The organism is Ruegeria sp. ABF4_144, from assembly GCF_056160045.1.
This window is the reverse complement of record NZ_JBSWWK010000001.1, coordinates 1,878,568-1,904,152: the sequence shown is the minus strand read 5'-3', so window position 1 is coordinate 1,904,152 and position 25,585 is coordinate 1,878,568. Positions and strand designations below refer to the sequence as shown.

At 57.8% G+C, this 25,585-nt stretch carries 26 protein-coding genes; 15 read left to right on the top strand and 11 right to left on the bottom strand.

The genetic code is table 11. The features are described 5' to 3' along the window. Positions 1-105 precede the first annotated feature (105 nt). Positions 106-1,104 (top strand): glycosyltransferase family 2 protein, encoded by a 999-nt coding sequence (locus ACXAGD_RS09605; protein WP_475210053.1) that lies wholly within the window; start codon positions 106-108, stop codon positions 1,102-1,104. Between the two features lie 31 nt (positions 1,105-1,135). Next, complete coding sequence (locus ACXAGD_RS09600; RefSeq protein WP_475210052.1) at positions 1,136-2,119, top strand: hypothetical protein; 984 nt, start codon at positions 1,136-1,138, stop codon at positions 2,117-2,119. Between the two features lie 3 nt (positions 2,120-2,122). On the opposite strand, the gene ACXAGD_RS09595 is transcribed toward ACXAGD_RS09600, so the two are convergent. Further along, positions 2,123-2,428, bottom strand: a complete 306-nt coding sequence (locus ACXAGD_RS09595; protein WP_475210051.1) for a DUF6476 family protein — start codon at positions 2,426-2,428, stop codon at positions 2,123-2,125. Between ACXAGD_RS09595 and ACXAGD_RS09590 the strand changes: the two genes are divergently transcribed. Both ACXAGD_RS09590 and rpoH read left to right on the top strand, forming a co-directional pair. Continuing rightward, positions 2,427-3,461, top strand: a complete 1,035-nt coding sequence (locus tag ACXAGD_RS09590; RefSeq protein ID WP_475210050.1) for an RluA family pseudouridine synthase — start codon at positions 2,427-2,429, stop codon at positions 3,459-3,461. The genes ACXAGD_RS09595 and ACXAGD_RS09590 overlap by 2 nt on opposite strands. A gap of 145 nt (positions 3,462-3,606) precedes the next feature. Then, positions 3,607-4,503 (top strand): RNA polymerase sigma factor RpoH, encoded by an 897-nt coding sequence (gene rpoH, locus ACXAGD_RS09585; protein ID WP_475210049.1) that lies wholly within the window; start codon positions 3,607-3,609, stop codon positions 4,501-4,503. A gap of 47 nt (positions 4,504-4,550) precedes the next feature. Here rpoH and ACXAGD_RS09580 read toward each other — a convergent pair whose 3' ends face one another. Beyond that, positions 4,551-5,621 carry a fasciclin domain-containing protein gene (locus tag ACXAGD_RS09580; RefSeq protein WP_475210045.1) on the bottom strand — a complete coding sequence of 357 codons (1,071 nt, stop codon included), beginning with the start codon at positions 5,619-5,621 and terminating at the stop codon, positions 4,551-4,553. A gap of 216 nt (positions 5,622-5,837) precedes the next feature. Continuing rightward, entirely contained in the window at positions 5,838-7,016 is a 1,179-nt protein-coding gene (locus tag ACXAGD_RS09575) for a dipeptidase (RefSeq protein ID WP_475210043.1), read from the bottom strand. 152 nt (positions 7,017-7,168) lie between these two features. On the opposite strand from ACXAGD_RS09575, the gene ACXAGD_RS09570 reads away from it, so the two are divergent. From ACXAGD_RS09570 to ACXAGD_RS09560, 3 genes are read left to right on the top strand one after another with little or no spacing between them, the layout of a single operon-like run. Continuing rightward, positions 7,169-8,143, top strand: coding sequence for a Gfo/Idh/MocA family protein (locus tag ACXAGD_RS09570; RefSeq protein ID WP_475210041.1), 975 nt, complete (start codon positions 7,169-7,171; stop codon positions 8,141-8,143). A gap of 59 nt (positions 8,144-8,202) precedes the next feature. After that, positions 8,203-8,472 (top strand): DksA/TraR family C4-type zinc finger protein, encoded by a 270-nt coding sequence (locus ACXAGD_RS09565; protein WP_475210040.1) that lies wholly within the window; start codon positions 8,203-8,205, stop codon positions 8,470-8,472. Between the two features lie 13 nt (positions 8,473-8,485). Beyond that, positions 8,486-9,361 (top strand): DMT family transporter, encoded by an 876-nt coding sequence (locus tag ACXAGD_RS09560; RefSeq protein ID WP_475210039.1) that lies wholly within the window; start codon positions 8,486-8,488, stop codon positions 9,359-9,361. Here ACXAGD_RS09560 and ACXAGD_RS09555 read toward each other — a convergent pair whose 3' ends face one another. The 3 genes from ACXAGD_RS09555 to ACXAGD_RS09545 form a co-directional block, all read right to left on the bottom strand. Next, positions 9,362-11,182 (bottom strand): M3 family oligoendopeptidase, encoded by a 1,821-nt coding sequence (locus tag ACXAGD_RS09555; protein ID WP_475210037.1) that lies wholly within the window; start codon positions 11,180-11,182, stop codon positions 9,362-9,364. A 79-nt stretch (positions 11,183-11,261) separates the two neighbouring features. Next, a complete protein-coding gene (locus ACXAGD_RS09550; RefSeq protein ID WP_475210034.1) occupies positions 11,262-12,242 on the bottom strand; it encodes an alpha/beta hydrolase in 981 nt (326 codons plus the stop codon). Then, a complete protein-coding gene (locus ACXAGD_RS09545; protein ID WP_475210032.1) occupies positions 12,242-12,532 on the bottom strand; it encodes an SCP2 sterol-binding domain-containing protein in 291 nt (96 codons plus the stop codon). The genes ACXAGD_RS09550 and ACXAGD_RS09545 overlap by 1 nt, the downstream gene beginning before the upstream one ends. A gap of 30 nt (positions 12,533-12,562) precedes the next feature. On the opposite strand from ACXAGD_RS09545, the gene ACXAGD_RS09540 reads away from it, so the two are divergent. The 6 genes from ACXAGD_RS09540 to ACXAGD_RS09515 all read left to right on the top strand — a co-directional run bounded on the left by ACXAGD_RS09540 (position 12,563) and on the right by ACXAGD_RS09515 (position 18,455). Next, the gene (locus ACXAGD_RS09540) at positions 12,563-13,171 is read left to right on the top strand and encodes a tetratricopeptide repeat protein (RefSeq protein ID WP_475210030.1); all 609 of its coding nucleotides are present in this window, start codon (positions 12,563-12,565) and stop codon (positions 13,169-13,171) included. Positions 13,172-13,193: 22 nt separating this feature from the next. Next, positions 13,194-16,001 (top strand): helicase-related protein, encoded by a 2,808-nt coding sequence (locus ACXAGD_RS09535; protein WP_475210027.1) that lies wholly within the window; start codon positions 13,194-13,196, stop codon positions 15,999-16,001. 6 nt (positions 16,002-16,007) lie between these two features. Next, complete coding sequence (locus ACXAGD_RS09530; protein WP_475210025.1) at positions 16,008-16,373, top strand: RNA-binding S4 domain-containing protein; 366 nt, start codon at positions 16,008-16,010, stop codon at positions 16,371-16,373. A 66-nt stretch (positions 16,374-16,439) separates the two neighbouring features. Further along, positions 16,440-16,778 carry a ferredoxin FdxA gene (fdxA, locus tag ACXAGD_RS09525; protein ID WP_170324594.1) on the top strand — a complete coding sequence of 113 codons (339 nt, stop codon included), beginning with the start codon at positions 16,440-16,442 and terminating at the stop codon, positions 16,776-16,778. A gap of 284 nt (positions 16,779-17,062) precedes the next feature. Then, entirely contained in the window at positions 17,063-17,572 is a 510-nt protein-coding gene (locus tag ACXAGD_RS09520; protein ID WP_170381457.1) for a CarD family transcriptional regulator, read from the top strand. Between the two features lie 112 nt (positions 17,573-17,684). Continuing rightward, a complete protein-coding gene (locus ACXAGD_RS09515; RefSeq protein ID WP_475210022.1) occupies positions 17,685-18,455 on the top strand; it encodes an ion channel in 771 nt (256 codons plus the stop codon). Here ACXAGD_RS09515 and cobS read toward each other — a convergent pair. After that, positions 18,452-19,216 carry an adenosylcobinamide-GDP ribazoletransferase gene (gene cobS, locus ACXAGD_RS09510; RefSeq protein ID WP_475210020.1) on the bottom strand — a complete coding sequence of 255 codons (765 nt, stop codon included), beginning with the start codon at positions 19,214-19,216 and terminating at the stop codon, positions 18,452-18,454. The two genes, ACXAGD_RS09515 and cobS, sit on opposite strands and share 4 nt — an antisense overlap. 79 nt (positions 19,217-19,295) lie before the next feature. Between cobS and cobT the strand changes: the two genes are divergently transcribed. Continuing rightward, positions 19,296-20,309 (top strand): nicotinate-nucleotide--dimethylbenzimidazole phosphoribosyltransferase, encoded by a 1,014-nt coding sequence (gene cobT, locus ACXAGD_RS09505; RefSeq protein ID WP_475210019.1) that lies wholly within the window; start codon positions 19,296-19,298, stop codon positions 20,307-20,309. Positions 20,310-20,328: 19 nt separating this feature from the next. Here the strand turns inward: cobT and ACXAGD_RS09500 are convergent, their stop codons facing one another. The 4 genes from ACXAGD_RS09500 to ACXAGD_RS09485 form a co-directional block, all read right to left on the bottom strand. Further along, positions 20,329-20,850: an NUDIX hydrolase gene (locus tag ACXAGD_RS09500; RefSeq protein ID WP_475210017.1), complete on the bottom strand. Its 522-nt coding sequence runs from the start codon at positions 20,848-20,850 to the stop codon at positions 20,329-20,331. Then, positions 20,847-21,773: a hypothetical protein gene (locus ACXAGD_RS09495; RefSeq protein ID WP_475210015.1), complete on the bottom strand. Its 927-nt coding sequence runs from the start codon at positions 21,771-21,773 to the stop codon at positions 20,847-20,849. The genes ACXAGD_RS09500 and ACXAGD_RS09495 overlap by 4 nt, the downstream gene beginning before the upstream one ends. Before the next feature lie 200 nt (positions 21,774-21,973). After that, positions 21,974-23,854: a monovalent cation:proton antiporter-2 (CPA2) family protein gene (locus ACXAGD_RS09490; protein WP_475210013.1), complete on the bottom strand. Its 1,881-nt coding sequence runs from the start codon at positions 23,852-23,854 to the stop codon at positions 21,974-21,976. A 19-nt stretch (positions 23,855-23,873) separates the two neighbouring features. Continuing rightward, positions 23,874-24,329: an Lrp/AsnC family transcriptional regulator gene (locus ACXAGD_RS09485; protein WP_475210012.1), complete on the bottom strand. Its 456-nt coding sequence runs from the start codon at positions 24,327-24,329 to the stop codon at positions 23,874-23,876. A gap of 146 nt (positions 24,330-24,475) precedes the next feature. Here ACXAGD_RS09485 and hppD point away from each other — a divergent pair, with 146 nt between their 5' ends. After that, a complete protein-coding gene (gene hppD, locus ACXAGD_RS09480) occupies positions 24,476-25,573 on the top strand; it encodes a 4-hydroxyphenylpyruvate dioxygenase (RefSeq protein WP_475210010.1) in 1,098 nt (365 codons plus the stop codon). Positions 25,574-25,585: the final 12 nt, after the last annotated feature.

The following is a 25,585-nucleotide window of genomic DNA, read 5'->3' as shown; positions in this document are numbered from 1 at the left end:
GATTGCTCTTGGCTGTTGCCCTCAGTAGGCCTAGGCTGTGGTCCGAGCGAAAGCCGCAGTATGTCGAGTGCAGGTTCAATAAGCGGTATAACACGAGGCGAGTAAGTGTCTGACCACGATCCCCGATATGTCAGCGTGACCCCGATGAAGAACGAGGGCCCCTTTGTGCTGGAGTGGGTGGCCCATTGTCGCGCGGTCGGTGTCGATCGGATTGTTGTGCTGACCAATGACTGTACCGATGGGACTGATGCACTGCTGCAGAGGCTGGACGAAAGGGGCATTCTGACCCATGTCGACAATAACTCACGCCGCCAGAGCAATCCGCAGAAACGGGCCTATAGAAAATTCCTGAAGATGGAGATCGCGCGGCCCCAAGACTGGGTGCTTGTTATCGATGCCGACGAGCATATTAACGTCAAAACCGGGGACAATACCCTGAAGGCGCTGACTGATGCTGTGCCGGATGCCAAAATGATCTCGATGACGTGGCGACTGTTCGGGAATGCAGGTGTTGTTCGTTACGAGGATCGGTTCCTGTCGGATCAATTCCGCCGTGCGGCTCAACAGCAAAAACATCGCCCGCCGCAGGCCTGGGGGTTCAAAACGATGTTTCGGCGCGAGCTTTGGGACACACTCGGCGTTCACCGGCCGAAACGACCTAATGTCGAGTCTATGGAAGAGTGTCATTGGTACAACGGATCGGGTCAGTTGATGCCGGATCGGTACTTTACTGGCAGCTGGCGTTCCGCGCGGGATTCCATTGGCTATGATCTGGTGCAGATCAACCATTATGCGCTGAAGTCCTGCGAAAGCTATCTGGTCAAGAAGCTGCGCGGGCGGGCCCACCATACAGGGGAAAGCCTTGGCATGGAATATTGGGACATGATGAACCACAACGCCGAGGAAGACAGCTCGATCGACGCCATCCTCGACTACAAGCGCGAGCAATTCTACGAATTGCTGTCAGACCCCGAAACAGCCCGGTTGCACCATATGTCCTGCGATCTGCACAGGCAAAAGATCGCGGAGCTGCGCGAACAACCCGAGATGCAAGAGCTGATGCAAAGGATGACGGCAGATTTTGCGGCTGGTCAAAGCGAATGAGCTGGATCAATTCTGAAACAGGAGGCATCTGATGCTCTGGCTGCATTTGGGTATGCCCAAGACCGGCACGACTGCGCTTCAGGGATTTGTGCAGCAGAACAAGAAACTGCTTGCCGATGCGGGTCTGCACTATATGGAAACCGGTCGGCGGCGCCAGGAAGGTCAGGGCCGTCTTGCGATCAGCCACAACATCATTGCCTTTCACATGAACCAGACCAATCAGCCGATGGATTCGTTCCGCGAGGCTATGGCTGTCGAATACGAGGCGCACCGAGATCAAACCTGTCTGGTATCGTCCGAAATGTTCTATACCTGTGACCTGAGCAAGCTGGCGCAGGTCTTTGCAGAAATCCCGTCGCGCGAGGTGCGGATTACCTACTATTGCCGCAGGTATTCCGATTTTCTCGAGGCCGATTACAAACAGCGCGCCAAGAACGGCCGTTTCGGCGGAAGCGCGACTGACTACGTCCACAAGTTGCTGGACAGGATCAAGGCTGATCCCGACGTATACAGTTTCTCGGCGAGGTTGGATCGAATTCGGCAGGCTTTTCCTGGGGTCACAGTTTTACCGATCCTGTATGATCGCTCGCAGATGGCACAGGGGCATGTGGTGGATGACTTCATGTCGCGGATCGGTGTTTCTTTACCCGATGGCGGGGTGGTCGACCGGCCATCGAACCAGTCGCAGTCGCGTGCTGCGAGTGAGGCGTTTGGCATCGTGTCCCGGGCGCTGGGCCGTAAGGCAAGCCGCCGTCTGCGGCGGCGCGTAGTGGATGATCCGGTGATGATCCGGCGGTATGATGTGTTGGAACCGCAGGAACGCGCTTGGCTGGACGAGTTCGTCGCCAGCCACGACGTTGCGTTCCAGCAGGAGTTCTTCCCTGATCGGACCCGGTTGTTTGATCCGGTTGAGCTCAGCGAAGACGACCAGAAATTTCGCCGTGACACGCCCCAGGAGTACGACGCCTTACGTCGCGCATCAGAGATCGTATTTCGCATGGCGCTGGAGGGCTGAGCGTCAGGGCTCGACGGTGATTTCCTGACGCTGGCGACCGGTTGTCTTGTCAAAAATCAGGATGCGGTTGTCATCGGTCACCACCGCATACCAGTTGTTGCCGATAGTCACGGCTTGTGCTTTCGCGCCGTCGGGCAACTCGACCTGATCGGGCAGGGTGGGGGTTCTGTCCGATAGCCGGATGACAATCAGTGCGAATGTCACTAGAACCCCGCCAATCATCACCGCGGTCAATAGCATGACCATTCTCCGCAGCAGGCGAAGCTGTGGTGTTTCCTGCGGTTCTTGGGGTTCGGAAGGGACAGTCATGGGCACCCGTCAAATTGAATTTCAGATCGCGGCCGATCCGCCGCCACGCCTTGATAAGGCGCTTTCGCGCGATGTGCCAGCCGAGGAAAACCTGTCGCGCACGCGATTGGCAAAGCTGATCGATGAAGGTGCCGTGTTGATCGACGGGACCGAGGCACGCGATCCAAAGGCCAAAGTTGCCGAGGGCGCATCGGTGTCGATCACCATGGCCGAGGCCGAAGACAGCCATATCGGTCCCGAAAACATCCCGTTGGAGGTTGTGTTTGAGGATGCCGACCTGATCGTCATCAACAAACCGGCGGGTATGGTGGTGCATCCCGCACCGGGCTCGCCGAACGGAACGCTGGTAAACGCGTTGCTGCATCATTGTGGCGATGACCTGTCCGGCGTTGGTGGTGTGAAACGGCCAGGCATCGTGCATCGCATCGACAAGGAAACCAGCGGCCTTCTGGTTGTCGCGAAATCGGACGCAGCGCATCACGGGCTGGCCGCTCAGTTCGAGGCACACACGGTCGAGCGCTACTATCGCGCCATCTGTTACGGCGTGCCTGATGCGAATGACCCGCGTCTGCGAGGAGTTAAGGGCGTCAGCTTTGAACCCGGAAATATCATGCGTCTGACCACTCAGCTGGCCCGCCACAAGACCGATCGGCAAAGACAAGCGGTGTTGTTCCATGGTGGGCGTCACGCTGTCACGCGCGCGCGGCTTGTTGAGACATTCGGCAATCCGGCAGGGCTGGCGCTGATCGAGTGCTGGCTGGAAACCGGCCGAACGCACCAGATACGTGTCCACATGGCCCATGCCGGGCATGGTCTGGTGGGCGATCCGGTTTACGGCGGCAAACGCAAATTGGCGGCCAAAGCGTTCAGCGCCGTAAGCTCTGACGCCGTGCGCGCATTTCCACGGCAAGCGCTTCACGCTGCTGTTTTGGGCTTTGAACACCCTGTAACCGGTGAAAACCTGCGTTTTGAGGCCGAGTTGCCGGAAGATATGCAGAAACTCATTGATCAGCTTCGCGCGCCGCTGACATAATACGCAAAGTTACGTGAATAACATTTTCTTAGGTTTCCTTTATCGTTCGTTAATTCCAAACTGTTAACGGTACCTCTTGAACGGATTGGGGTGGCATCCCATATCCATGTTAACGACTTAAACATTTGTCGGAGGGACATGAAACATGGCAAATTACGCAAATCTCCCCGCGCCGACGCCGGAAGGCGGTCTGAACCGCTATATGCAGGAAATTCGCAAGTTCCCGCTACTGGAACCGGAAGAAGAGTACATGCTCGCCAAGCGTTGGGTGGAAGAGCAAGACACTGAATCGGCTCATAAAATGGTCACATCGCATCTGCGGTTGGCGGCCAAGATCGCTATGGGTTATCGCGGTTACGGCCTGCCGCAGGCTGAAGTGATTTCCGAGGCCAACGTGGGCTTGATGCAAGCCGTCAAACGGTTCGACCCGGAAAAGGGTTTCCGTCTGGCGACCTATGCGATGTGGTGGATCCGCGCCTCGATTCAGGAATACATCCTGCGGTCGTGGTCTTTGGTGAAACTTGGCACGACTTCGGCGCAGAAAAAGCTGTTCTTCAACCTGCGCAAGGCTAAGGCCCGCATCGGTGCGCTGGAAGAGGGTGACCTGCGTCCTGAGAACGTCGCGCAGATCGCCAATGACCTTGGCGTGACCGAAGAGGAAGTCATCAGCATGAACCGCCGGATGTCCGGTGGCGATGCCTCGCTGAACGCGACCGTTGGGTCCGAGGGCGAAGGTACGATGCAATGGCAGGACTGGCTTGAGGATGAAGATGCCGATCAGGCTGGCGACTATGAGGCGCGCGACGAACTGGACGCGCGGCGCGAGTTGTTGTCGGCCGCTCTGGACGTGCTGAATGACCGGGAAAAGGACATCTTGACCCAACGTCGTCTTATGGATCAGCCCGTCACGCTGGAAGAACTGAGCACGCAGTACAATGTCAGCCGCGAGCGCATTCGTCAGATCGAAGTCCGCGCTTTCGAAAAGCTGCAGAAGAAGATGCGTGAACTGGCGCGTGAAAAAGGAATGCTGGGCACGGTCTAATACCGGCCCAAGCAAAGAAAGCCCGCCTGTAACGGCGGGCTTTTTTGTTAGGCGAATATAAAGTCGCTTTCGGACAGCTGCCCGGCCCGAACGCCAAGCAGGTCTATGCTGTCGCCGTTCTCCAGGTCGATGGTCGTGCTGTAGAACCCGCCCGAGATGTGGTCCTGGACGTCCTCAAAGCTGTGGATGCCGTCATACTCGCTGAGGTCGATCTTGTCCTTGCCGACTTTGAAGTCGAGGATGAGGTCCGCTCCGTCACCATCGTCGAAGAAGAACGTGTCGTGACCGCGCCCACCGACAAGAAAGTCGTCGCCGGCACCGCCATCGATCAGATCCTTACCACGACCGCCAAAGATGGAGTCGTCGCCTTCGTCGCCGCGCACGATGTCCTTGCCGCGGCCGCCGAATATGACGTCATGCCCCGTGCCGCCCAGGGCAACGTCATCGCCGCGCCCTGCGACGATGAAATCATTGCCGCCGCCGCCATGCACGAAGTCTTGTCCGCGGCCGGTAAAGTGAAACTCATCTGAGTCGTCACCAATTATGAAATCCGTGTTCTTCTGCCCCAGAATTCCGGTCACCGAAACCGGGAGCAGCACTCCGTCAAGCACATGGATAATCCCGTTGGACGCCTCGACGTCAAAGGCGATCAGACCCGGATCAGCAATGCCGGGATCCGCGTCTTCCAGACTTGGCGGGGAACTCAGTAAGTTCAGCTCCAAACTCGTTCCCAACAAGGTTTCTATCTGGGCACCGTCCCCCAAGCTGACGACGGCATCCTTGGTGAACGATCCGTCCACGACGTGGTACTGCAGGATATTGGTCAGCAAGGGCAGGGGATCGCCTCCGCCCAACAGAGTGAGTGCTTTCACAATGTACCCAAGCGACCCGGCCTCATCCGACCCGCCATAGCCCAAAGCCTGCGCCAAGGCCACGAAGGCCGCGTCGGTTGGTGCAAACACGGTCAGATCGACTGCGTCGCTGTCCAGCGTCTCGGCCAGACCTGCCGCGATGACGGCTTCTCGGAGGATATCAAAATCCCCACCGTCACTGTCGAATGTTCCCGGAGCTCCGCTGATTTGAATAACGCGTTCTGTGATCGTTGGTTCGTCTGTCATTTCTGGCATTTCGGTTAATCTCCCACCCTGGTTGCCGCCTTTGACCGGAGAAGGGCCCGCAAGACCCCATCCTAATGTCGACGATACTTTTGGTACGGAGAGAGCCGGAAAACGGATCACGAAATTCGGATGTCGCAATTTGAAACGGTAGGTATGCCCACTGTTTCCATCGCTAAATCCAATTTTGGTATCATATGGTTACGGCGGTAAATTCGCTTAGTTCAATTGTTGCCTAAAAACGCGCACCATGTTCTCGCCCATCACCTTGCGAACCTGCATTTCGGTTAGGCCCTGTGCCAGCAAGGCCGATGTCAAAGCGGCTAGTTCCGAGGTGTCAAATGCCGTCTCGACCGATCCGTCATAGTCCGACCCCAAGGACACGTGATCCTCGCCCACGGTGCCAATCGCGGCCCTGATCATCTTGGCAATACCTGTCGGGGAAATGTCTCCGCAGGTCACATCCGCCCAGTATCCCATGCCGATCACGCCGCCCGTTGCGGCGATGTCCTGCATCAGATCGTCCGGGAAGTTGCGTTTGACCGGGCAAAACCCGTGCAACCCGCCATGACTAACGATGAGGGGGACGTCGGTCATCGCGATCACCTCTTTAGCAACCTGCGGGCTGGAATGGGCAAGGTCGATGACGACGGGGCGCTGCGCCAATTCGGTTACGACCTGACGGCCGAACTCGGTCAGGCCGGCGTCACCAAACCCATGTAATGATCCGCCCAGTTCGTTGTCGAAAAAGTGGTGCAGGCCAAAGACGCGGTGTCCGGCGTCGAACAAGGTGTCCAGATTGCTCAGGTCGCCCTCTAACGCATGTGCACCTTCGATGCCCAGAATGCCTCCGACAACCGGTTGACCGGCGGCACGCGCGGCCATCACTTCGTCCAGATCGGCCCGAGATTTAACGACCTTCAACTGCCCGTCCGAGGCGGCCTCGAACTGGTGAAGCTTTTCGGCCTGATAGATTGCGCGCTCTTTCAAACTGTCCCACGTGCGCAGGGGCCAAAGCTGCCCGATCGCCAGAAGAGTGATGTTGTCGAACGCCTCGGCCGAGTTGGCCTCATAGTTCTGCCCGGCAGGGGATTTGGTCACGGCGGTAAAGACTTGGAGGGCGACGTTGCCTTCGACCAGGCGGGGTATATCAACCTGACCACGAGTGCCGCGTTCGGTAAGATCTCGGCTCCACAACAGCGGGTCTGCGTGCAGGTCGCCAACAATCAGAGTTTCGTGCAGGGCTTCGGCATCCCCAGATACTTCAAATGGGGCGTGATCGATCACGCTGTTGCGTTTGGCTTCGATGTAGGACGGCAGAAACCCAAAAAACACCACAGCGCCGACGATCACTGCAAGCAAAAGCAGGCCGCCGATCCATTTGAAAACTCTCTTCATCCTCACTCCCCTTAAACTGTTGCGGGCAGATTACGGTGGTTCCGTGCAGATAAAAGCCTGACTTAACGTCGGGGGGTTGATAGAAGGGCCAGGACAGCCCTGTTAGCGATAACTTTCAGATTCGGGCTTAATCACGCATGACGGAGGAACACATGCAAAAACCGGTTCAATGGGGTGTTCTGGGTGCTGCAAATTTCGCGCGCCAACACATGGCGCCTGCTATCAACGCAGCCAACGGCGCGCGTCTGGCGGGGCTGGCCACCTCCAGCGCGGTGAAGGCCGAACCGTTTAAGGCTTTTTGCCATGATCTGACTGTTTACGACAGCTACGAGGCTTTGCTGGCCGACCCTGATATCGAAGCCGTTTACATCCCGCTGCCCAATCACCTGCATGTGGAATGGACCCTCAAGGCACTGGATGCGGGCAAGCATGTGCTGTGCGAAAAGCCCATTGCCATGACCGGCGCCGAGTTTGCACCGTTGATCGAAAAACGGGATGAGACCGGCCTTCTGGCGGCCGAGGCCTATATGATCGTGCACCATCCGCAGTGGCAGTTGGTGCGAAAGCTGATTGCAGACGGGGCCATCGGTAAGCTGGCGCATGTGACCGGTGCATTCAGTTTCGACAACCGCGCGGATACCGCGAACATCCGCAACCGTGCAGAAACCGGGGGTGGCGGGCTGCGCGACATCGGTGTCTATGTGATCGGCAGCGCGCGGTTCGCGACGGGGCAGGAGCCGGTGCAGGTCGAGTCCGCGATCAGGTGGCAGGATGGGATCGACACTTTCACAGAGATCCGCGCGCAATTTCCGGACTTTACTTACTCAAGTTATGTCTCGATTCGCATGCATCCGCATCAAGAGATGGTGTTCCATGGCGAAGGTGGTGTGATCCGCCTGACAGCGCCGTTCAACGCCAGAGTTTTCGGTGAAGCACGAGTGGAATTGCACCGCCCGGGGCTTGAGGTTCAGGTCACGCGGTTCCCCGGTGACGATCATTACAAGCTGCAGGTCGAGGCGTTCTGCCGATCGGTGCGTGAAGGGGCAGAGTATCCGTGCCCGTTGGAGTTCTCGCGCGGGACGCAGGAAATGATTGATCGGGTTCTGGAAAACGCTGTACCCCTCTGACTTGCCACGTCCTGCGCAGCCGGGCTATTCTGGCGGGCACCTGATCAGGAGGGAGGCCCATGGCCGGCGGATGGTCGCGCGACGGCGCAGTGAGTGAACAGATTGAGGCATCCATTTCGGATGAACTGGCCCGCATGCAGGCGCAAAAGCGCCCTGTGGGGGAAAGCCTGACCCATTGCGCCGAGTGTGAAGAGCCGATCCCCGAAAAACGGCGGCTGGTTTTGCCGGGCGTCAAACTGTGCCTCGACTGCCAGCAAGAGCGTGACGGAGCCTTCAAAGCCCGTGCCGGTATTAACCGACGCGGCTCTAAAGACAGTCAGTTGAAGTAAGAAGGGCGAAAGGATGCCCAAAACCAACCTTTTCCAAAATGGTCTGGTTCTTGGGTTTCTCGCCGCATTTCTGTGGGGCACGCATAGTGTCATTGTCCGTTATTTGACCAGCGATTTGGGCGGGTTGCAGATCGCCGTCACGCGCCTGTTTATCGCGGCACTAGCGATCTATTGCATGCTGCGGGTGATGCGGGTTTCCGTGTCGATCCGACTGAGCGACTGGAACTTTCGGCTGGCCGTTCTGTCGACTGTAGTCAATTACATTCTGTTCCATATAGGCCTAGAACACACCGGTGCCGCGAATGCGATGGTGTTGGAAAACACCGCACCGTTCTTTGTTCTGGTTTTTCTGTATTTCTTCGCGGACACGCCCGTCACACGCACCGATGTTCTGGCAACTGGTTTGGCCATTCTGGGCGTATTCCTGACCGTTTACATGGATTTTCAGGGTGGCGGAGAGCCCTTGTTTGGAGATCTTCTGGAAATCGGGGCTGGGCTTAGCTGGGCGGTGTTCCTGATCTCAAGCAGCCGCGCGATGCGCAGTTCGGAAACAACCGCAGAACGGCTGAATTTCCTGTTCGGCATCTTCACGTGCTCAGGCGTGCTGTTGTTGCCGTTGGCCGTGTTTACGCTGCAGGTGCCAACGGTCAATGACGTGGTGTTCCTGCTGCTGCTGGGAATGCTTCCAACCGCACTGGCCTACTACCTTTGGTATGAGGCCGCCGCGCGAGTTTCAACGCTGACCGCGACATTGATGTTTGCCGCGTCTGTCGTCTTCACTTTCATCAACTCGGCCTTGTTCCTTGGGGCCGCAATCACACCGATTGCAGCCCTAGGGGCTGTGTTGATCGTGGCCGCCGTGTTTCTGACGACCAAAAGCCAGAAGTGATCAGTCTTCCATCGCTTCCAGTTCGTCGATGAAGCCCGAGATCATCGAGAGGCCCTTGTCCCAGAACTTGGGATCGCTTGCGTCCAGTCCGAACGGGGCCAGCAATTCCTTGTGGTGCTTCGATCCACCAGCGCGCAGCATCTCGAAATACTTGTCCTCGAACCCGTCCGATCCGCTTGCGTATACCGAATACAGCGCGTTCACCAAGCCGTCGCCAAACGCATAGGCGTAGACGTAGAAGGGCGAGTGCACGAAGTGCGGGATATAGGCCCAGAAGGTCTCGTACCCCTCCATGAATTCGAATGCGGGCCCAAGGCTTTCGGCCTGAACGCTCATCCACAGGGCGTTGATGTCGTCCGGGGTCAGCTCACCTTCGCGGCGTGCCGCGTGGAGTTTGCATTCAAAGTCGTAGAAGGCGATCTGGCGCACGACCGTGTTGATCATGTCCTCGACCTTACCGGCCAGCAGAACCTTGCGTTGCTCAGGGGTTTCAGCCTGGTCGAGCATTTTGCGGAAGGTCAGCATCTCACCAAAAACGGATGCAGTCTCGGCCAGTGTCAGCGGGGTCGAGGACAGCATCTCACCCTGATCCGCGGCCAGGACCTGATGCACGCCGTGGCCCAGCTCATGCGCCAGAGTCATCACATCGCGCGGTTTGCCCAGATAGTTGAGCATCACATAAGGATGCACATCGGTCACGGTTGGATGCGCAAAGGCACCCGGAGCTTTGCCGGGCTTCACCGCCGCGTCGATCCAGCCCTTTGAGAAGAACGGGGCCGCGATCTCACCCATGCGGGGATCAAAGGCGTTATAGGCATCCATTACCGTCTTCTCAGCCTCATCCCATCCAACGATGCGAGAGTCTTCCATCGGCAGGGGGGCGTTGCGGTCCCAGACCTGCATCACATCCAGCCCCAGCCATTTGCGCTTTAGTTCATAATAGCGGTGGCTCAGCTTGGGGTAGGCGGCCACGACGGCCTCGCGCAGGGCTTCGACCACTTCGGGCTCGACATCGTTTGACAGGTGCCGACCGGTTTGCGCAGTTGGCATGTTGCGCCAGCGGTCGACGATTTCCTTTTCTTTGGCCTGCGTGTTGTGCACGCGGGCGAAGGTTTTGATGTTGTCCTGAAACACGGCTGCTAACTCGCGCGAGGCGGCTTCGCGCTTGGAACGGTCCTGTTCGGTCAACAGGTTCAGCGTGCCTTCGATGTTCAGCTCTTCGCCATCAACGGTAAAGGTCAGACCGGCGATCGTTTCGTCGAACAGGCGCTCCCAAGCGTCGCCGACAACGCCCAGATCGTGCAAGAACTTTTCCAGCTCGTCTGACAGCTGATAGGGTTTCATCGCACGGATGCGGCGGAAGACCGGTTCATACCTCGCCAGATCGGCATTGGCGTCGAAATGCGCTTTCAGCGCGTCATCGTCGATGCGGTTGATTTCCAGTGTGAAGAACACCAGCGGCGTGGTGAAGATGGTGATCTTTTCCTGCATGTCCGACAGGAACTTGGCGCGTTCGGCATCCGTGGTCAGTTGGTAATAGCGTAGACCGGCGAAAGACATGATGCGACCGGCAATCGCGTTGATCTTTTCGTTGCGCTGCACGCAGGTCAACAGGCCTTCGGCGTCCAAATCGGCCAGCTTACCTTCGTAGTCTGCCGCAAAAGAGGCACATTCGCCCTCAAGCCAGGCCAGGTCGCGCGACAATTCCGGCGCGTCTTCCGAGCTGTACAGATCGGTCAGATCCCATTCCGGCAGGTTGCCAAGATCGCCGGTTCCTCCGGCTGCGTTTGCGTCACGGACTGGAAATGGAAGGTCGCGCATGGATCACCTCGGAATATCTGCTTTCGCAAACATCTAGGCGTGGGCGGCCCGGATCACAAGCCGCCTTTGCACGAGGATTTTATTGGTTTGAAAGCGCAGGTGCGGGTGTCGCGTCCGACTGGGTGGCCAAAAAGTGCGCTGCTAGTTGATCATAGACTGGCCCGCGCACTTCGGGCGGCTCCATCAGCACTTCGTGTTCGCCATCCTGGATTTCGACAAGCGTGCCATTGGGCCAGTTCGCCATCCGCGCGCGGATCGCCTTGCGATCAACGATTTGCTCGTGGCTTCCAAGGAAGGTCAGGGCGGGCGTCGCGGGGGCGGTCTGCTCCATCAACCAGGCGCATTCGTCCAGCGCTTCGCGCAGCCAGATTGTGGATGGCGCGCCGAGGGCCAGTTCGGGATACGCCGTCAATTGATCTTTCATCATCTGGAACATCGCCGGATCACGTGTCAGCACATTGCCGTCAAAGGGTTGCGAGGCAACGTAACTTTCAAGCGACGTGGTCGGCGGGGTCTTTTCCCCCAGCCCAATCCGCGGGCCCCAATAGGCGGTCAACCGGCTGAGCGGCTTCATGATCGGCGTGAAAAAGATGCCCCACATCGGGCCGGTATATGCGCAAGCGGCAAAACAGTCGCGTTCCAGAACCGCGCGCAAGCCAATCGCGCCGCCCATCGAGTGGCCGATCACGTACCATGGTTTCGGCAGGTCCAGTTCGGCCGCCAGATCCAGCGTGGCTTGCACATCGTGTTGATAGTCGATGAACTGTTCGACATGCCCGACACGCGGGTCGTCTAGCAGACGATCCGCCAAGCCCTGACCGCGCCAATCGACGGCTAGACAGGCAAAGCCGCGCTCAGTGAATTCAGCGGCGGAATCGCCGTATTTCTCTATATATTCCGTACGGCCCGGGAATATCATCACCGTGCCGTTTGCCTTGCCTTCGGGGCGCCAGTGCCCCACGCGGATACGGATACCGTCCGCGGTTGTTACCCAATGGGCGGCACCACCGGCAGGGCCGCCGGCCACGTCTTCATAGAAAGGGGCCGGCGAGAACTGCATCAGGCCAGCACCGAAGCAAGTTTCATGGCAACACCCATGTCACCGTCAACGCTCAGCTTGCCGGACATGAACGCACCGGTGGGGTTCAGGTCGCCGCTGAGGATTTGTTCAAACGTATCTACATCCGCGCTCAGGGTGACGTCTGCTTCGTCGTCGCTGACGCGGGCGCCGTTTGCGTCCAGAACGATAGCGCCCAGATCGGCAATAGCAAACTTGGCCGAAGCGTCGAAGTCGCCGCCGGTCAGTTTTTCGTTCAGCGCGGCCGCGGCTTTTTCTAGTGTTTCGCTCATGGTGTTCCTCATATTGTTTGTGCGCCGTGAATGGACATCCCCGGTCGCAACGCTACACTGAACATTGTTATGGGCATTGCAATAAACAATCTCAAAGGTACCGTTGCGGCATTTTTTGTCACGGTCATGTTTTCCACCAGTTCCGTAGCGCAACAGGCGGACCTGAGGGATGAGGCCGCCTTGCTGCAGCAACTGGCGGAGGCCACGCCCGAACAGGCGGTTGGGCTGGATCGTCAGCTCAAGGCGCTATGGGCGCAATCCGGGTCAGCCTCGGCTGACTTGTTGTTAGAGCGCGGGCGCGAAGCGCTTGAAGACGGCGATCCGCTGGCCGCCATCGAACATCTGACCGCGCTTACCGATCACGCGCCCGGCTTTGCCGAAGGATGGCACATGCGGGCCTCGGCGTTTTTCGGAATGGACCGCTTTGGCATGGCCGCAGCCGATCTGGAATACGCGCTGACGCTGAACCCAAATAACTACGAGGCGATCTTTGGGTTGGGCCTGATCTTTGAGATTATCGAACAGCCCGACAAAGCGCTGGACGCCTATGAACGCGCGCTGGCTATACATCCTCATCATGAAGAAGTAACCAATGCGGTGAATCGACTGAAGCCTCAGGTCGAGGGCTCGGCCCTCTAAAGAACCGGGGCAGGGGGCAAAGGTGAGTGGGTCATCCCGAATCGTGGCCGTACTTGGCCCGACAAACACAGGTAAAACTCATTACGCGATCGAGCGGATGCTGGGGTACCGGACCGGTGTGATCGGTCTGCCGCTGCGTCTGCTGGCGCGCGAGGTCTATGACAAGATCGTCGCCATTCGCGGCCCGTCCGTTGTAGCTTTGGTCACGGGTGAAGAGCGGATTGTACCGCCGCGCACCCAGTATTGGGTCTGCACGGTCGAGGCGATGCCCGAGGGTATGGGCGCGGATTTCGTGGCCATTGACGAGATCCAGCTCTGCGCCGATCCCGAACGCGGTCACGTTTTCACAGATCGGCTGCTGCGCGCTCGTGGCACCAATGAGACGTTGTTTTTGGGCTCTGACACCATGCGCGGCCCAATTGCGGCACTGGTGCCTGAGGTTCAGTTCGTGCGCCGCGAACGCATGTCGCAGCTCGTCTACGCTGGTTCGAAAAAGATCAGCCGGATGCCCCCGCGCAGCGCCATTGTCGGGTTTTCGGTCGACAGCGTCTATGCCATCGCCGAGTTATTGCGCCGTCAAAAGGGCGGAGCGGCCGTGGTCATGGGCGCGCTCAGCCCGCGTACTCGGAACGCGCAAGTTGACCTCTATCAGAATGGCGAGGTCGACTATCTGGTCGCCACAGACGCCATCGGCATGGGATTGAACTTGGATGTCGACCACGTCGCCTTTTCCTCGCTGACCAAATTCGACGGTCGTCGGATGCGTCCTCTGGCCCCCAACGAACTGGCTCAGATCGCCGGTCGCGCCGGGCGCGGCATGTCTGACGGCACCTTCGGTGTAACCGGAGAGGCCCCGCCGCTGGACGAAGGTGTGGCGCAGGCCATCATGGACAGCCGGTTCACGCCAATGAAAAAGCTGAACTGGCGAAATGCTGCCCTGCGATTTGGCTCGGTGGATGCGCTGATCAATTCGCTTGAGATCAGCCCAAACGACGAGCATCTGATCAAAGCGCGCCCAGCAGACGACCTGAACGTGCTGAAATCACTGTCGCAAGTGACCGAGGTCGCAGCCCGCGCCAGCGATCCTCAATCCATCCGTTTGCTGTGGGATGTGTGCCGAATCCCCGATTTTCGTGGTATCAGCCATGCCGAACACGCCAGCCTGCTCGAAGTGATCTATGGCCATCTGCACGAGCGCGGCTCGATCCCGGATGACTTTATGGCGCGGCAAATCCGACGTATCGACCGCACGGATGGCGATATTGACGCACTCTCCAAAAGGTTGGCATATATTCGTACTTGGACATATGTTGCGCAGCGAAACGGTTGGGTGCGTGACGAATCACATTGGCGTGACGAAACGCGCACTGTAGAAGACAGGCTGTCGGACGCATTACATGACCGACTGACGCAAAGATTTGTGGACCGGCGCACATCTGTGTTGCTGCGCCGGCTCAAACAGAAGGAGGCCCTTTTGGCCGAAGTAAATGACAAGGGTGAAGTGACCGTCGAAGGCGAATTCGTCGGTCGTTTGGAAGGGTTCCGGTTTAGTCCGGACAAAAGCGCGCAAGGAACCGAGGCGAAAGCTTTGAAATCGGCGTCCCTGCAAGCACTCGCGCCGCAATTCCATCTGCGTGCCGATCGCTTCTACAACGCGCCCGATACCGAAATTGATTTCACTGATCAGGGTGGCCTGATGTGGGGCGAATATGCCGTCGGCAAACTGGTTGCCGGGGCAGAGCCACTCAAGCCGATGGTCGAGGTTTTTGTGGATGAGGCCGCAGGGCCGGATGTCGAACAGAAAGTGCAGCGCCGTCTGCAGCACTTCATCGACCGCAAGGTCGCTGCGCTGTTCGAACCGCTGCTGAATCTGTCGCGCGACGAAGAACTGTCTGGCCTCGCCAAAGGGTTCGCCTTCCGCATGGTCGAAGCGTTGGGCGTGCTGCCCCGCGCCGGTGTCGCGCAAGATGTGAAAGATCTGGATCAGGACGCCCGCGGCGCGCTGCGCAAGCACGGCATTCGTTTTGGCCAGTTCACAATCTTCATGCCGCTTCTGCTGAAACCCGCGCCGACGCGCCTGCGTCTGGTTCTATGGGCGCTGGCCAACGGCTTGCAGGAATTCCCCGAAGCGCCGCCTCCGGGCTTGGTCACTGTACCGGTCGCAAAGGACGCGCCGCAGGGCTATGACACCATGTGCGGCTACCGCGATGCGGGCGACCGCTCGATCCGGATCGATATGCTGGAACGCCTTGCCGATATGCTACGCGCCGAAGATAGCCGTGGCGGGTTCGAAGCAAAGCCAGACATGCTGTCGATCACCGGAATGACGCTGGAACAGTTCGCCGACCTGATGAAGGGACTGGGTTACAACGCCGAACGCGGTGAGCGTGAAAAGGTGAAACCTGCCCCGGTAGAGCAACCCACCGTCGAAGCGACCGAGCAACCATCTACTGAAGAAACCCCTGCACCTGAGGCGGTAACCGAAGAGGTCGTCGCGCCTGTCGAGTCGTCAGCCGAGGCCACCGAAAGCACCGAGGCGGCAGCCGAGGCTCCGGCATCGGAAGAGCCCGAGGTTGAAGTGTTCTACACCTTCACCTGGGGACGTCAGCGCCAGGCCAACCGTGGTCCGCGCCGTGAACAACGGCAAGGGCAGGGTAAAGGCAAACCGCGCGGCAAGCCTCAGGACGGTCGTGGTAAGCCGCAGGGCAAAAAGGGTGGCAAGCCGCAAGGTGCCAAATCCTTCTCGTCCCGCCCGCCCAAGAAAGAAAAGGCTATCGATCCCGATAACCCGTTCGCAGCAGCGCTGATGGGTTTGAAGGACGGTAACTAAACGCCAATGGCCGAGGCCAAGCTGCGGATCGACAAATGGTTGTGGCAGGCGCGGTTCTTCAAGACCCGCAGCCTGGCCGCCAAACAGGTCAGCGGCGGCCACGTCCGTCTGAATGGAAACCGGGTCCTGAAACCGGCGCAGGCCGTAGGGCCCGGAGACGTTCTGACCTTTCCACAAGGTCGTATCGTGCGGGTGGTTCGGGTCGAAAAGCTCGGTGAACGCCGTGGTCCGGCACCCGAGGCGCAGACGTTGTACTTTGATATGACGGAAAAACAGGACGCCACGCCCAAAAATCCGGGATTTGAGGGAAAGGGTCGTCCGACCAAGAAGGATCGGCGCGCGCTTGATCTTTCTCGCACCTCTAAGGGCTGATCCTCCCTTGAAGACAGTGCAATACTGGATTAGCTAATCGCCCAAACCGCAAACGGGAATCCGACCATGACCTACGTTGTCACTGAAAACTGCATCGCCTGCAAATACACCGACTGTGTCGAGGTATGCCCGGTGGACTGTTTCTATGAAGGTGAGAACACGCTGGTCATTCACCCCGACGAGTGCATTGACTGCGGCGTGTGTGAGCCCGAATGCCCCGCCGATGCCATTCGTCCCGACACCGAGCCAGGCATGGACCAATGGGTCGAGTTTAACCGGAAATACTCGGAACAATGGCCTGTGATCGTGACCAAGAAAGATCCGCTGCCCGAGGCCGAAGAACGCGACGGTGAAGAGGGCAAGATGGAGAAGTACTTCTCGGAAGCGCCCGGCGAAGGTGGCTAAGCGATTCGCTCTCTGAACTTGTTCGTTCAGGTATAGAAACAGATTGCATCGCCTTGAAAAATATAAGGTTTCACGTCCGAACGAGGGCGTGACCTTTCAGGTGTCGTAATTTTGTGATATAATCGAAAGCTGAATGTTGAATGAGATGGGGATGTACTCCGTAAGTATGACTGCTTTGGAGTTCTGATTTAATGACAAACCAGCCGCTTGACGGGGCCGAAAAGGCTCCGGCTTGGGTGTTTTTGTTGTCCCGTGTCTCGCTCTAAAACTAAGGATGAACCTGTATGTCTAAGTCGAAAAAGCTTGAGTTCCGCCCGAACGACTATGTTGTTTACCCTGCGCATGGCGTGGGCCAGATCATCTCGATCGAAGAACAGGAAGTCGCAGGATATTCGCTCGAGCTGTTCGTCATCTCCTTTGAAAAAGATAAGATGACTCTGCGGGTGCCGACCAACAAGGTTACCGAGTCCGGCCTGCGGTCGCTCAGCTCGCCCGATGTCATCAGCCAGGCGATGAAAACCCTAAAGGGCAAGGCTAAGGTCAAGCGCGCCATGTGGTCCCGCCGGGCGCAGGAATACGAACAAAAGATCAACTCGGGCGATCTGATCTCGATTGCCGAGGTTGTCCGCGACCTGCACCGCACCGACGATCAGCGCGAGCAGAGCTACTCCGAGCGTCAGCTATACGAAGCCGCGCTCGAGCGTCTGACCCGCGAAGTGGCCGCCGTTTCCGGAGCTGGCGAAGTTTCTGCAGCCAAGCAGGTGGATGAGGTTCTGACCTCGCGCGCGGCCTGATCGCTGTTCGCACTAAGTTTTTGGCCGCTCCGGTAAGGGGCGGCCTTTTTCGTTTCTGGTCTTGGTGGAATCCGCGATTACCGCTAATTTTCCTGTAACCAGAGGCGGATACATGGCCGGGATAAAGCAAACCGTTAAGTTTTTATACGTCGCGCACGAGCCGGTTTCGGTCTGGTTCCGCTATTGTCTAATCCTGTTCGATGCGGCTTCGATCGTGTTTTTCGTGGCCACGGCAAACATCCCGCATGGTCCGGGGATTACTATCGCCAGCTTGTGCGTCGGCTTCCTGATCCTGCTGGATTTCCTCGCCCGACTGTGGATCGCAAAGGATCGCTGGAAACTGCTGCGCAAGGTCTACACTCTGGCCGATATTGTTGTGATCGCCTCGCTGTTGCTTGAACCGTTCTTGCCCGGAAATCTGGCCTTCGTGCGGATCTTGCGCGCCTTGCGTCTGATCCATTCCTACCACCTGTTGCGTGACCTGCGGCGCGACAGTCAGTTTTTTCGGACCCATGAAGACGCCGTAATCGCGGCGATCAACCTGATGGTGTTCGTGTTCGCGACCTCGACGGCGGTTTTGGTGTTCTTCATCCCCGACAACAGCCAGACGGCTTATATTGACGCGCTCTATTTCACTATGGCGACGCTGACCACGACCGGGTTTGGCGATATCACCCTGTCGACCCCGGGTGGCAAACTGTTTTCTGTGTTCATCATGGTGGTCGGTGTGGCGCTGTTCGTGCGATTGGCACAGGCGATCTTCATGCCGCAGAAAGTGCGGCACAAATGCCCCAGCTGTGGCCTCTACCGCCACGACCCGGACGCGGTGCATTGCAAGCATTGCGGTGCAACGCTGAGGATCGAGACTGGCGGTACGACCTAGAGCGCCGCTGCGGCTGTAGCCAGAAAGGCCAGTTCGCCCAATTGTTGCGTTGCGCCCAGAATGTCTCCGGTCTGGCCGCCGATCTTGGCCTTTGCCACCAGCGCGAACACCGTGATAGTCAGTGCCGAAACGATAACGGGCAGGATGGCGCCTGATCCCATCAATATTACTGCGCAGACAGCGGCCAGTGCAAACCCCACAGTCACTGTTGCACCACGAGGGCCGCCGACCGAATGGCTCAGACCGCTATTGCGGGCGTTGGGCAGGGCGTTCATCAGGACTGGCATGAAGGCGCGGGACAGGATGCAGGCGGCGAGGACGGCACCGTAGGCTCCGGCCGTCAGCAAGGTCGCAATCAGGGCGACACGCATCAATTGGACAAAGATCAGCGACAGGACCCCATAGGCCCCAATATGGCTGTCTTTCATGATTTCCAAGCGACGTTCCCGTGTGAACCCACCCCAGAGCCCGTCCACTGTATCCGCTAGACCATCTTCATGCATGGCACCGGTGGAAACCACCAGAGTGACGGTGAGTAGTACGGCCGCAACCATAGCAGGCAGGCCCAAGGTCAGTGCGACCCATCCAACCGTGCAAGCCAGCAGGCCAACCACCAAGCCAACAACGGGAAAAGCCCATGCGGAATCGGCCTGACGCGCAAAGGTTGGCTCGGGCAGGCGTGGCACCGGCAAACGTGTCAGTAACACCAGCGCCAGGGGGATATCCCGCGCAGAAATCAGGGCGTTGTCGTTTTTTTGCACTCCTGCGCCTTTCCGGGCCTTGTTGGATTGGACGCTTCGGTTAAACACACAGGACCACTCTGATGCAACGAGGCTTTGGATGCTTCCTGAACTTAATGATCTGAAAACTCTCCGAGATGCCCTGACACAGGCGCCGGGATCGGACGATGCCGCACTGCAAGGGGCGGCTGAACGCAACGGACAACTGACCAAACCACCGGGAGCGCTTGGGCGGCTTGAGGATTTGGCTATTTGGTATGCAGGATGGCGTAGGGATGCCCGTCCGCAGATCTCGGCACCTCAGGTGATTGTATTTGCAGGCAACCACGGCGTCACAGCGCAAGGCGTATCAGCCTTTCCGCCGGAAGTGACCGTTCAGATGGTGATGAACTTTGAACACGGCGGGGCAGCGATCAACCAGTTGGCCAAGGCTGCCGGTGCCACGATGGATGTGCGCGCGCTGGATCTGGATACGCCGACCGCCGACTTCACCGCAGGCCCGGCCATGTCCGAAGACGAACTGCTGCAGGCCCTGCGTACTGGTTGGACTGCTGTTGATCCGAAGGCTGACCTGCTGGTTGTCGGAGAGATGGGGATCGGGAACACCACCCCGGCCGCCGCAATCGCTTGCACCCTGTTCGGCGGGGACGCCGCTGATTGGACTGGGCGTGGCACCGGTGTGGATGACGCCGGGTTGATCAATAAAACCCGTGTTGTGGCCGAGGGCGTAGCCCTGCATGCAGGGGCGGGCGACGGGCTGGATGTTCTGCGCTGCCTCGGCGGTCGTGAGATTGCCGCGATGGCCGGTGCCATCGCTGCGGCCCGTGTGTTGCGCATTCCGGTCATTCTGGACGGTTTCATCTGCTCGGCAGCAGCGGCCTGTCTGGCGGATGTTGCTGAAGGCGCACTTGATCACACCGTTGCCGGACACCAAAGCGCCGAAGGCGCGCATGGTGCTGTGCTGGAAAAACTCGGTAAAGAACCAATGCTGAACCTTGGCCTGCGTTTGGGCGAGGGCTCGGGCGGGGCGCTGGCGATCAACATTCTGAAAAGCGCGGTGGCCTGCCATTCAGGCATGGCAACGTTTGCCGAGGCGGGCGTGTCAGACGCCTGATATTCCCCCAAAGCCCCGCTTAGGTGGGGCTTTGGGCAATCTGAACCTCTAGCTTGTCGCTGGCAGCCAGCAAGCATAGAGCAGATAGCGTAAAGCCATCTTCGATTTCGCCCCGTGAGAGCTTGGTCTTTAGCTCGCGAACCGGAATCTTCACAACATTGGTCGCTTCGCTGTCGCGTGCTGTTCCTGGGGTATCGACCGTGAGATGCGCAAGGAATACAGCCACTCTGGAAGTAAGCAGCCCGGTGTTTGGGCGAATGAATCCAAGCCTTTCCAACTTACCGGGGGCAACATCATACCCGGTCTCCTCGCGCAGTTCGCGTATTGCGCAATCCAGAGCTGTTTCGGATTTTTCGCCGTATCCGCGTGGTATTTCTAGCGTAGCCTCAAGCTGCTGCGCAGGGCGGTGCATTTCCAACAACACCAGTTGATCGGACAGCAACGGCACGATTGCGGCCCCGTTTTGCGCAGAGGGTTCATCGACGTAGAAATAGGAGCCGTCTTCGACGACCCGAAACCAGTTGTTTTGGTAGACGATCATCTCAGTTCCACTCCGATCGCTTTGGCTAGTCTGGGGTATAGCCCGAACCAGTTTTTCCGCGTGGCCCATTTCATGCCTTTATCTTGGGCTTTGCCTTCCAGATATCCAAGTGCTTCATCGGTCAGCAACTTCATCAACTCGATTGATCCGAAAGATGTCACAATTTCAAATGCTTTTGTCGCATATCCGATGTACTCGAATTCATTGCGCAGGGATCGTATTGCTACAGTCGTATCCAAAATCGGGGCTGGAATGCCGTCCAGAAACTGAATTCGGTCCATGGCAAAGGCTTCGCCTTGCCCGACGAACAGAGCGTGATAGGCCGTGTCGATCACTTCGGTTTTAAAGCGAACCGCATCTTGTGGCATCAGGCTATCCACGGCCGCGTACCATTCCGAGCGTGACCCCAATTCGTCTTTTCGTTCCAAAAGCCCTTGGATGCTATCCCGCTTTTCTTCCGAAGTTTCCAGCCATTCGGTCAAAGCCGGACGCTTGAGAATGCCGTTGCTCAGAGATTGCCGCTCCAACCCGACCGTTTCAAATGTTGGCTCGAATTGCCGAATGGACTTGTCCAGCGCATCAAGGTCTCTCCGCAATTCGATGAGCTGGGGTCGGGACAATGACCCTTTGGTCTTGCCGTCGTAGCCTGCCAGAACATGGTTGGGCGGGAGGGCGTCAAAATACTCAAGCATAGAGTGGCAGTCTGCAGCACCGGGAAGGCGCACGACAAAGCCACCATTGCCTTCTTCGCGGTACCATTTGACAAGGTTTTTTCGGTCAAGAACCGCCGCAAGACCCTTGTTGTCCAATAACAGGCTTGGGGTCACAATGACCCCGTCGGTAAAAGTGACGCCTAACAGGAACCGTTTCTCGAGTTCTTTGACTGACAACCGCCGCACCGGATCGCAGTTGGCCAGGAACATTTTTTCGTTAATTAGCACTCGAAGAAATCCTCAAATTGATTGCACAGCGATAGTGCGCGGTTAGGAAAGTTGGTCAATATATGCAACACGGAAAAAGCGTTTAATTTTAGTGCCCTGCGTGGGAAAGTTTGACACGATCAAGGCTTTCAGGCCAGCTGCGAGGGGCAACCTGGGCCAGTACAAGTTTAGGAAAGAATAATTCAGGCCGACTTCTGGGCGTGCTTTTCGGCAAGTTCCAGAAGCTCGGTTTCCAGGTCTTTTTCGAACTGTTGCGCCCGTTCGATGTATTTTTTGTTTTCCGCCGTCGGCATCCCCGGAATCCAAAGCTCGGCCAGTTCACGGATCGACGCGCGGTCGTGGTGGTAGAAGGTTTGCTCGGCCTGCGCGGCCTCATATTCGCTGAGCCCGATATTCTCGAGCACGTAGCGTCCGGCCCGGAGTGAGCTGTCGAACATCTCGCGTACGATGTCGTTCGCACCGGCCTGATACAGCTCGTACACATGGGTGCGGTCATGGGCGCGGGCGATGATGTGCAGGTCCGGGCGTTGGCGACGGGCAAAACTGACCAGACGTGTCACTTGTTTGCGGTCGTCCATCGCGGCGACAAGCACGGCTGCTTTCTCAAGCCCAGCAGCCCGCAGCAACTCGGGCCGGGTGGGATCGCCCAAAAACCCTTTGACACCAAAGCGACGCATCAACTGAATGGTGTCGATGTTATGATCCAGAACGATGGTTTTGAATCCGCTGGCGCGAACCAGTCGGTTCACAATCTGCCCAAAGCGCCCGATGCCTGCGATGATCACGGGGCCTTGCTCGTCGATTTTGTCGGGTTCTGGCTGCGGGCCGTTGTCGCGAATGCGGCGGGACAGTAGGTCGTAGATGATGAAGAGCAGTGGCGTGATCAACATGGTCAGGGCGATGATCATCAGCAGCTTTTGCGACAGGTCGGACGGGATGACGTTCTGCTGGGTCGAGAATGCCAGCAGGACAAAGCCGAATTCACCAGCCTGCGCGAGGCCCAGGGTGAACAACCAATGATCGCGACCGCGCAATTTGAAGGCGCGCCCGACAAGGAACAGGATGATGCCTTTGAACAGGATAACCAGAAGGGCCAGCCCGATCAGTTCCAATGGGTCATTGAAGAAATAGGCCACGTCGATCCCGGCGCCGACCGTGATGAAGAACAGACCGAGGAATAGGCCTTTGAACGGCTCAAGGTCGCTTTCCATCTCATGCCGAAATTCCGAACTGGCCAGAACAACGCCCGCCAGAAAGGCACCCAGAGCAGGGGACAGACCAACAAGTGTCATCAGGAAGGAAATGCCGACCACGATCATCAACGCCAGTGCGGTATACATTTCGCGCAGGCGGGTGGCGTGGATAAAGCGAAACAGGGGCCGCGTCAGGTAGACACCTGCAAGGATCACAAAGGCAATCGCACCTATGGTGACCAGCGTGACAGCCCAACCTGGCAAGCCATCGACCAGAGACAGGCTGTGATGGGCCGTGTCGTGCAGATCTTTGACACCCCGGTCGATAGAGCCGTCGCTTTCCAGGTGCGGGATCGCAGGCAGCGCCAGCAATGGTAGAAGCGCCAGAATGGGAATGACCGCGATATCCTGTGTCAGCAGCACCGAAAACGTTGCACGGCCGCCATTGGTCTGCATCAGCCCCTTTTCCGACAGGGTTTGCAGCACGATCGCGGTTGATGAGAGTGACAAGGTCAGCCCGACCGCCAGCGCGACCGACCATGGGTGACCGGCGTACATCGCGACACCGGCGATCGCAGCCGTGGACAGACCGACCTGCAAGCCGCCAAGGCCCAACAGCCTGTCCCGCATGTCCCACAGCGCGCGGGGCTCAAGTTCCAGCCCGATCAGGAACAGCATCATAACGACGCCGAACTCGGCCACATGCTGCAGGCTTTCGGTTTCGGCACCGACCAAACCGAATACAGGACCGATCACGATACCGGCGGCCAGATACCCCAACACAGACCCCAGCCCCAGACGCGCCGATAGGGGCACGGCGATCACGGCAGCTGCCAGATAGATCGAGGCCTGGTAGAGGAAATCGTCCATGTCGGTCCTTTCGGTCAGGTCAGGTGGGCAAAGGGGCGTCGCGCTTTAGCTGGTCCATCACGATCTGACTTTGCACCCGTGCGACCGCAGGATGCGGCAGTATCACCTCATGAAGCAAGCTGTTGAGCGCAGATAGATCGTCGCAATAAACGCGCAAGAGGTAATCTGCCTCTCCGGTCATCGTCCAGGCGCTGGTGATCTCAGGGCGTGAGTGAACCATGCGGGCGAAACTTTCTGATTGCTCGGGACCATGCGTGCCCAGATGAACCTGAACAAAGCCCTGCACGTGCAGACCCAGCTTCAGCGCGTCCAGCCGTGCGGTATATCCAGTGATGTAGCCTTCGGCCTCCAGTCTCTGGCGCCGCCGTCCGGCTTGACTGGGGGACAAGTTCAGCATTTCCCCGAGTTGATGCGCGGTCAGATGTGCGTCTTTCTGCAAGGCGGACAGCAAGCGTGTGTCGGTTGCATCCAGCATATGCGTACTTTCTTCATCTATGCTCGAATTGGCGCGGTATTTGCGCGTTTTTTATCAGGTTACACGAAAACTATGCGCAGAAACAGCGCTGAATAAGGCGTATTTTGGAATCAGCAAAGAAATTCCTGTTTTAAAGGAGGTGCGCCATGGGCCCTTTCCCTCACAACGCCCCGAAATCTGTCATCAGCAAGGAAAACCCGGTCGGGACCGACGGGTTTGAGTTTGTGGAATTTGCGCATCCTGAGCCGCAGGAGTTGCGCGATCTGTTCGCCAAAATGGGCTTTGAACAAGTTGGCTATCATACGGACAGACCCGAGGTTGAGCTGTGGCAGCAAGGCGATGTGACCTACATCCTGAACGCCGACCCGGATAGTTTTGCCGCGCGGTTCGTGGCCGAGCATGGCCCCTGTGCGTCGGCCATGGGCTGGCGTGTTGCGGATGCGAAAAAAGCCTATGACCATGCGGTTGCCAAAGGTGCCGAGCCATATGATGCGGCGGACAAGACCATGGAGGTTCCCGCCATCAAGGGCATTGGTGGATCGTTGATCTACTTCATCGACCAATACCATGACACGTCGCCCTATAATCATGAGTTCACCTGGACCAAACAATCCAAGCCGCGCGGCGACGGGTTCTATTACCTCGATCACCTGACGCACAACGTTTATCGCGGGAATATGGACAAGTGGTTTGAGTTCTACGAAACCCTGTTCAACTTTCGTGAAATCCGCTTCTTTGACATTCAGGGTAAGTTTACCGGCCTTTACAGCCGTGCCCTGACATCGCCCTGCGGCCGTATTCGCATTCCGATCAACGAGGATCGCGGCGAGACTGGGCAGATCGTATCCTACCTCAACAAGTACAAGGGTGAGGGCATTCAGCACATCGCGGTTGGCAGCGAGGATATCTATGCCTCGACCGATGCGATTGCCGAAAAGGGGTTGAAGTTCATGCCAGGACCCAACGAGGCCTATTACAAGATGTCCAAAGATAGGGTTTCTGACCACGAAGAGCCGCTGGACCGGATGATGAAACACGGCATCCTGATCGACGGTGAGGGCGTTCTGGACGGAGGCGAGACCCGAATCCTGCTGCAAATCTTCTCAAAAACCGTGATCGGCCCGATCTTTTTCGAGTTCATTCAGCGCAAAGGCGACGATGGGTTTGGTGAAGGGAACTTTCAGGCCCTGTTCGAATCCATCGAACGTGAGCAGATCGAAAGCGGAGAGATTTCAGCTGCTTGATTAACTAATTTA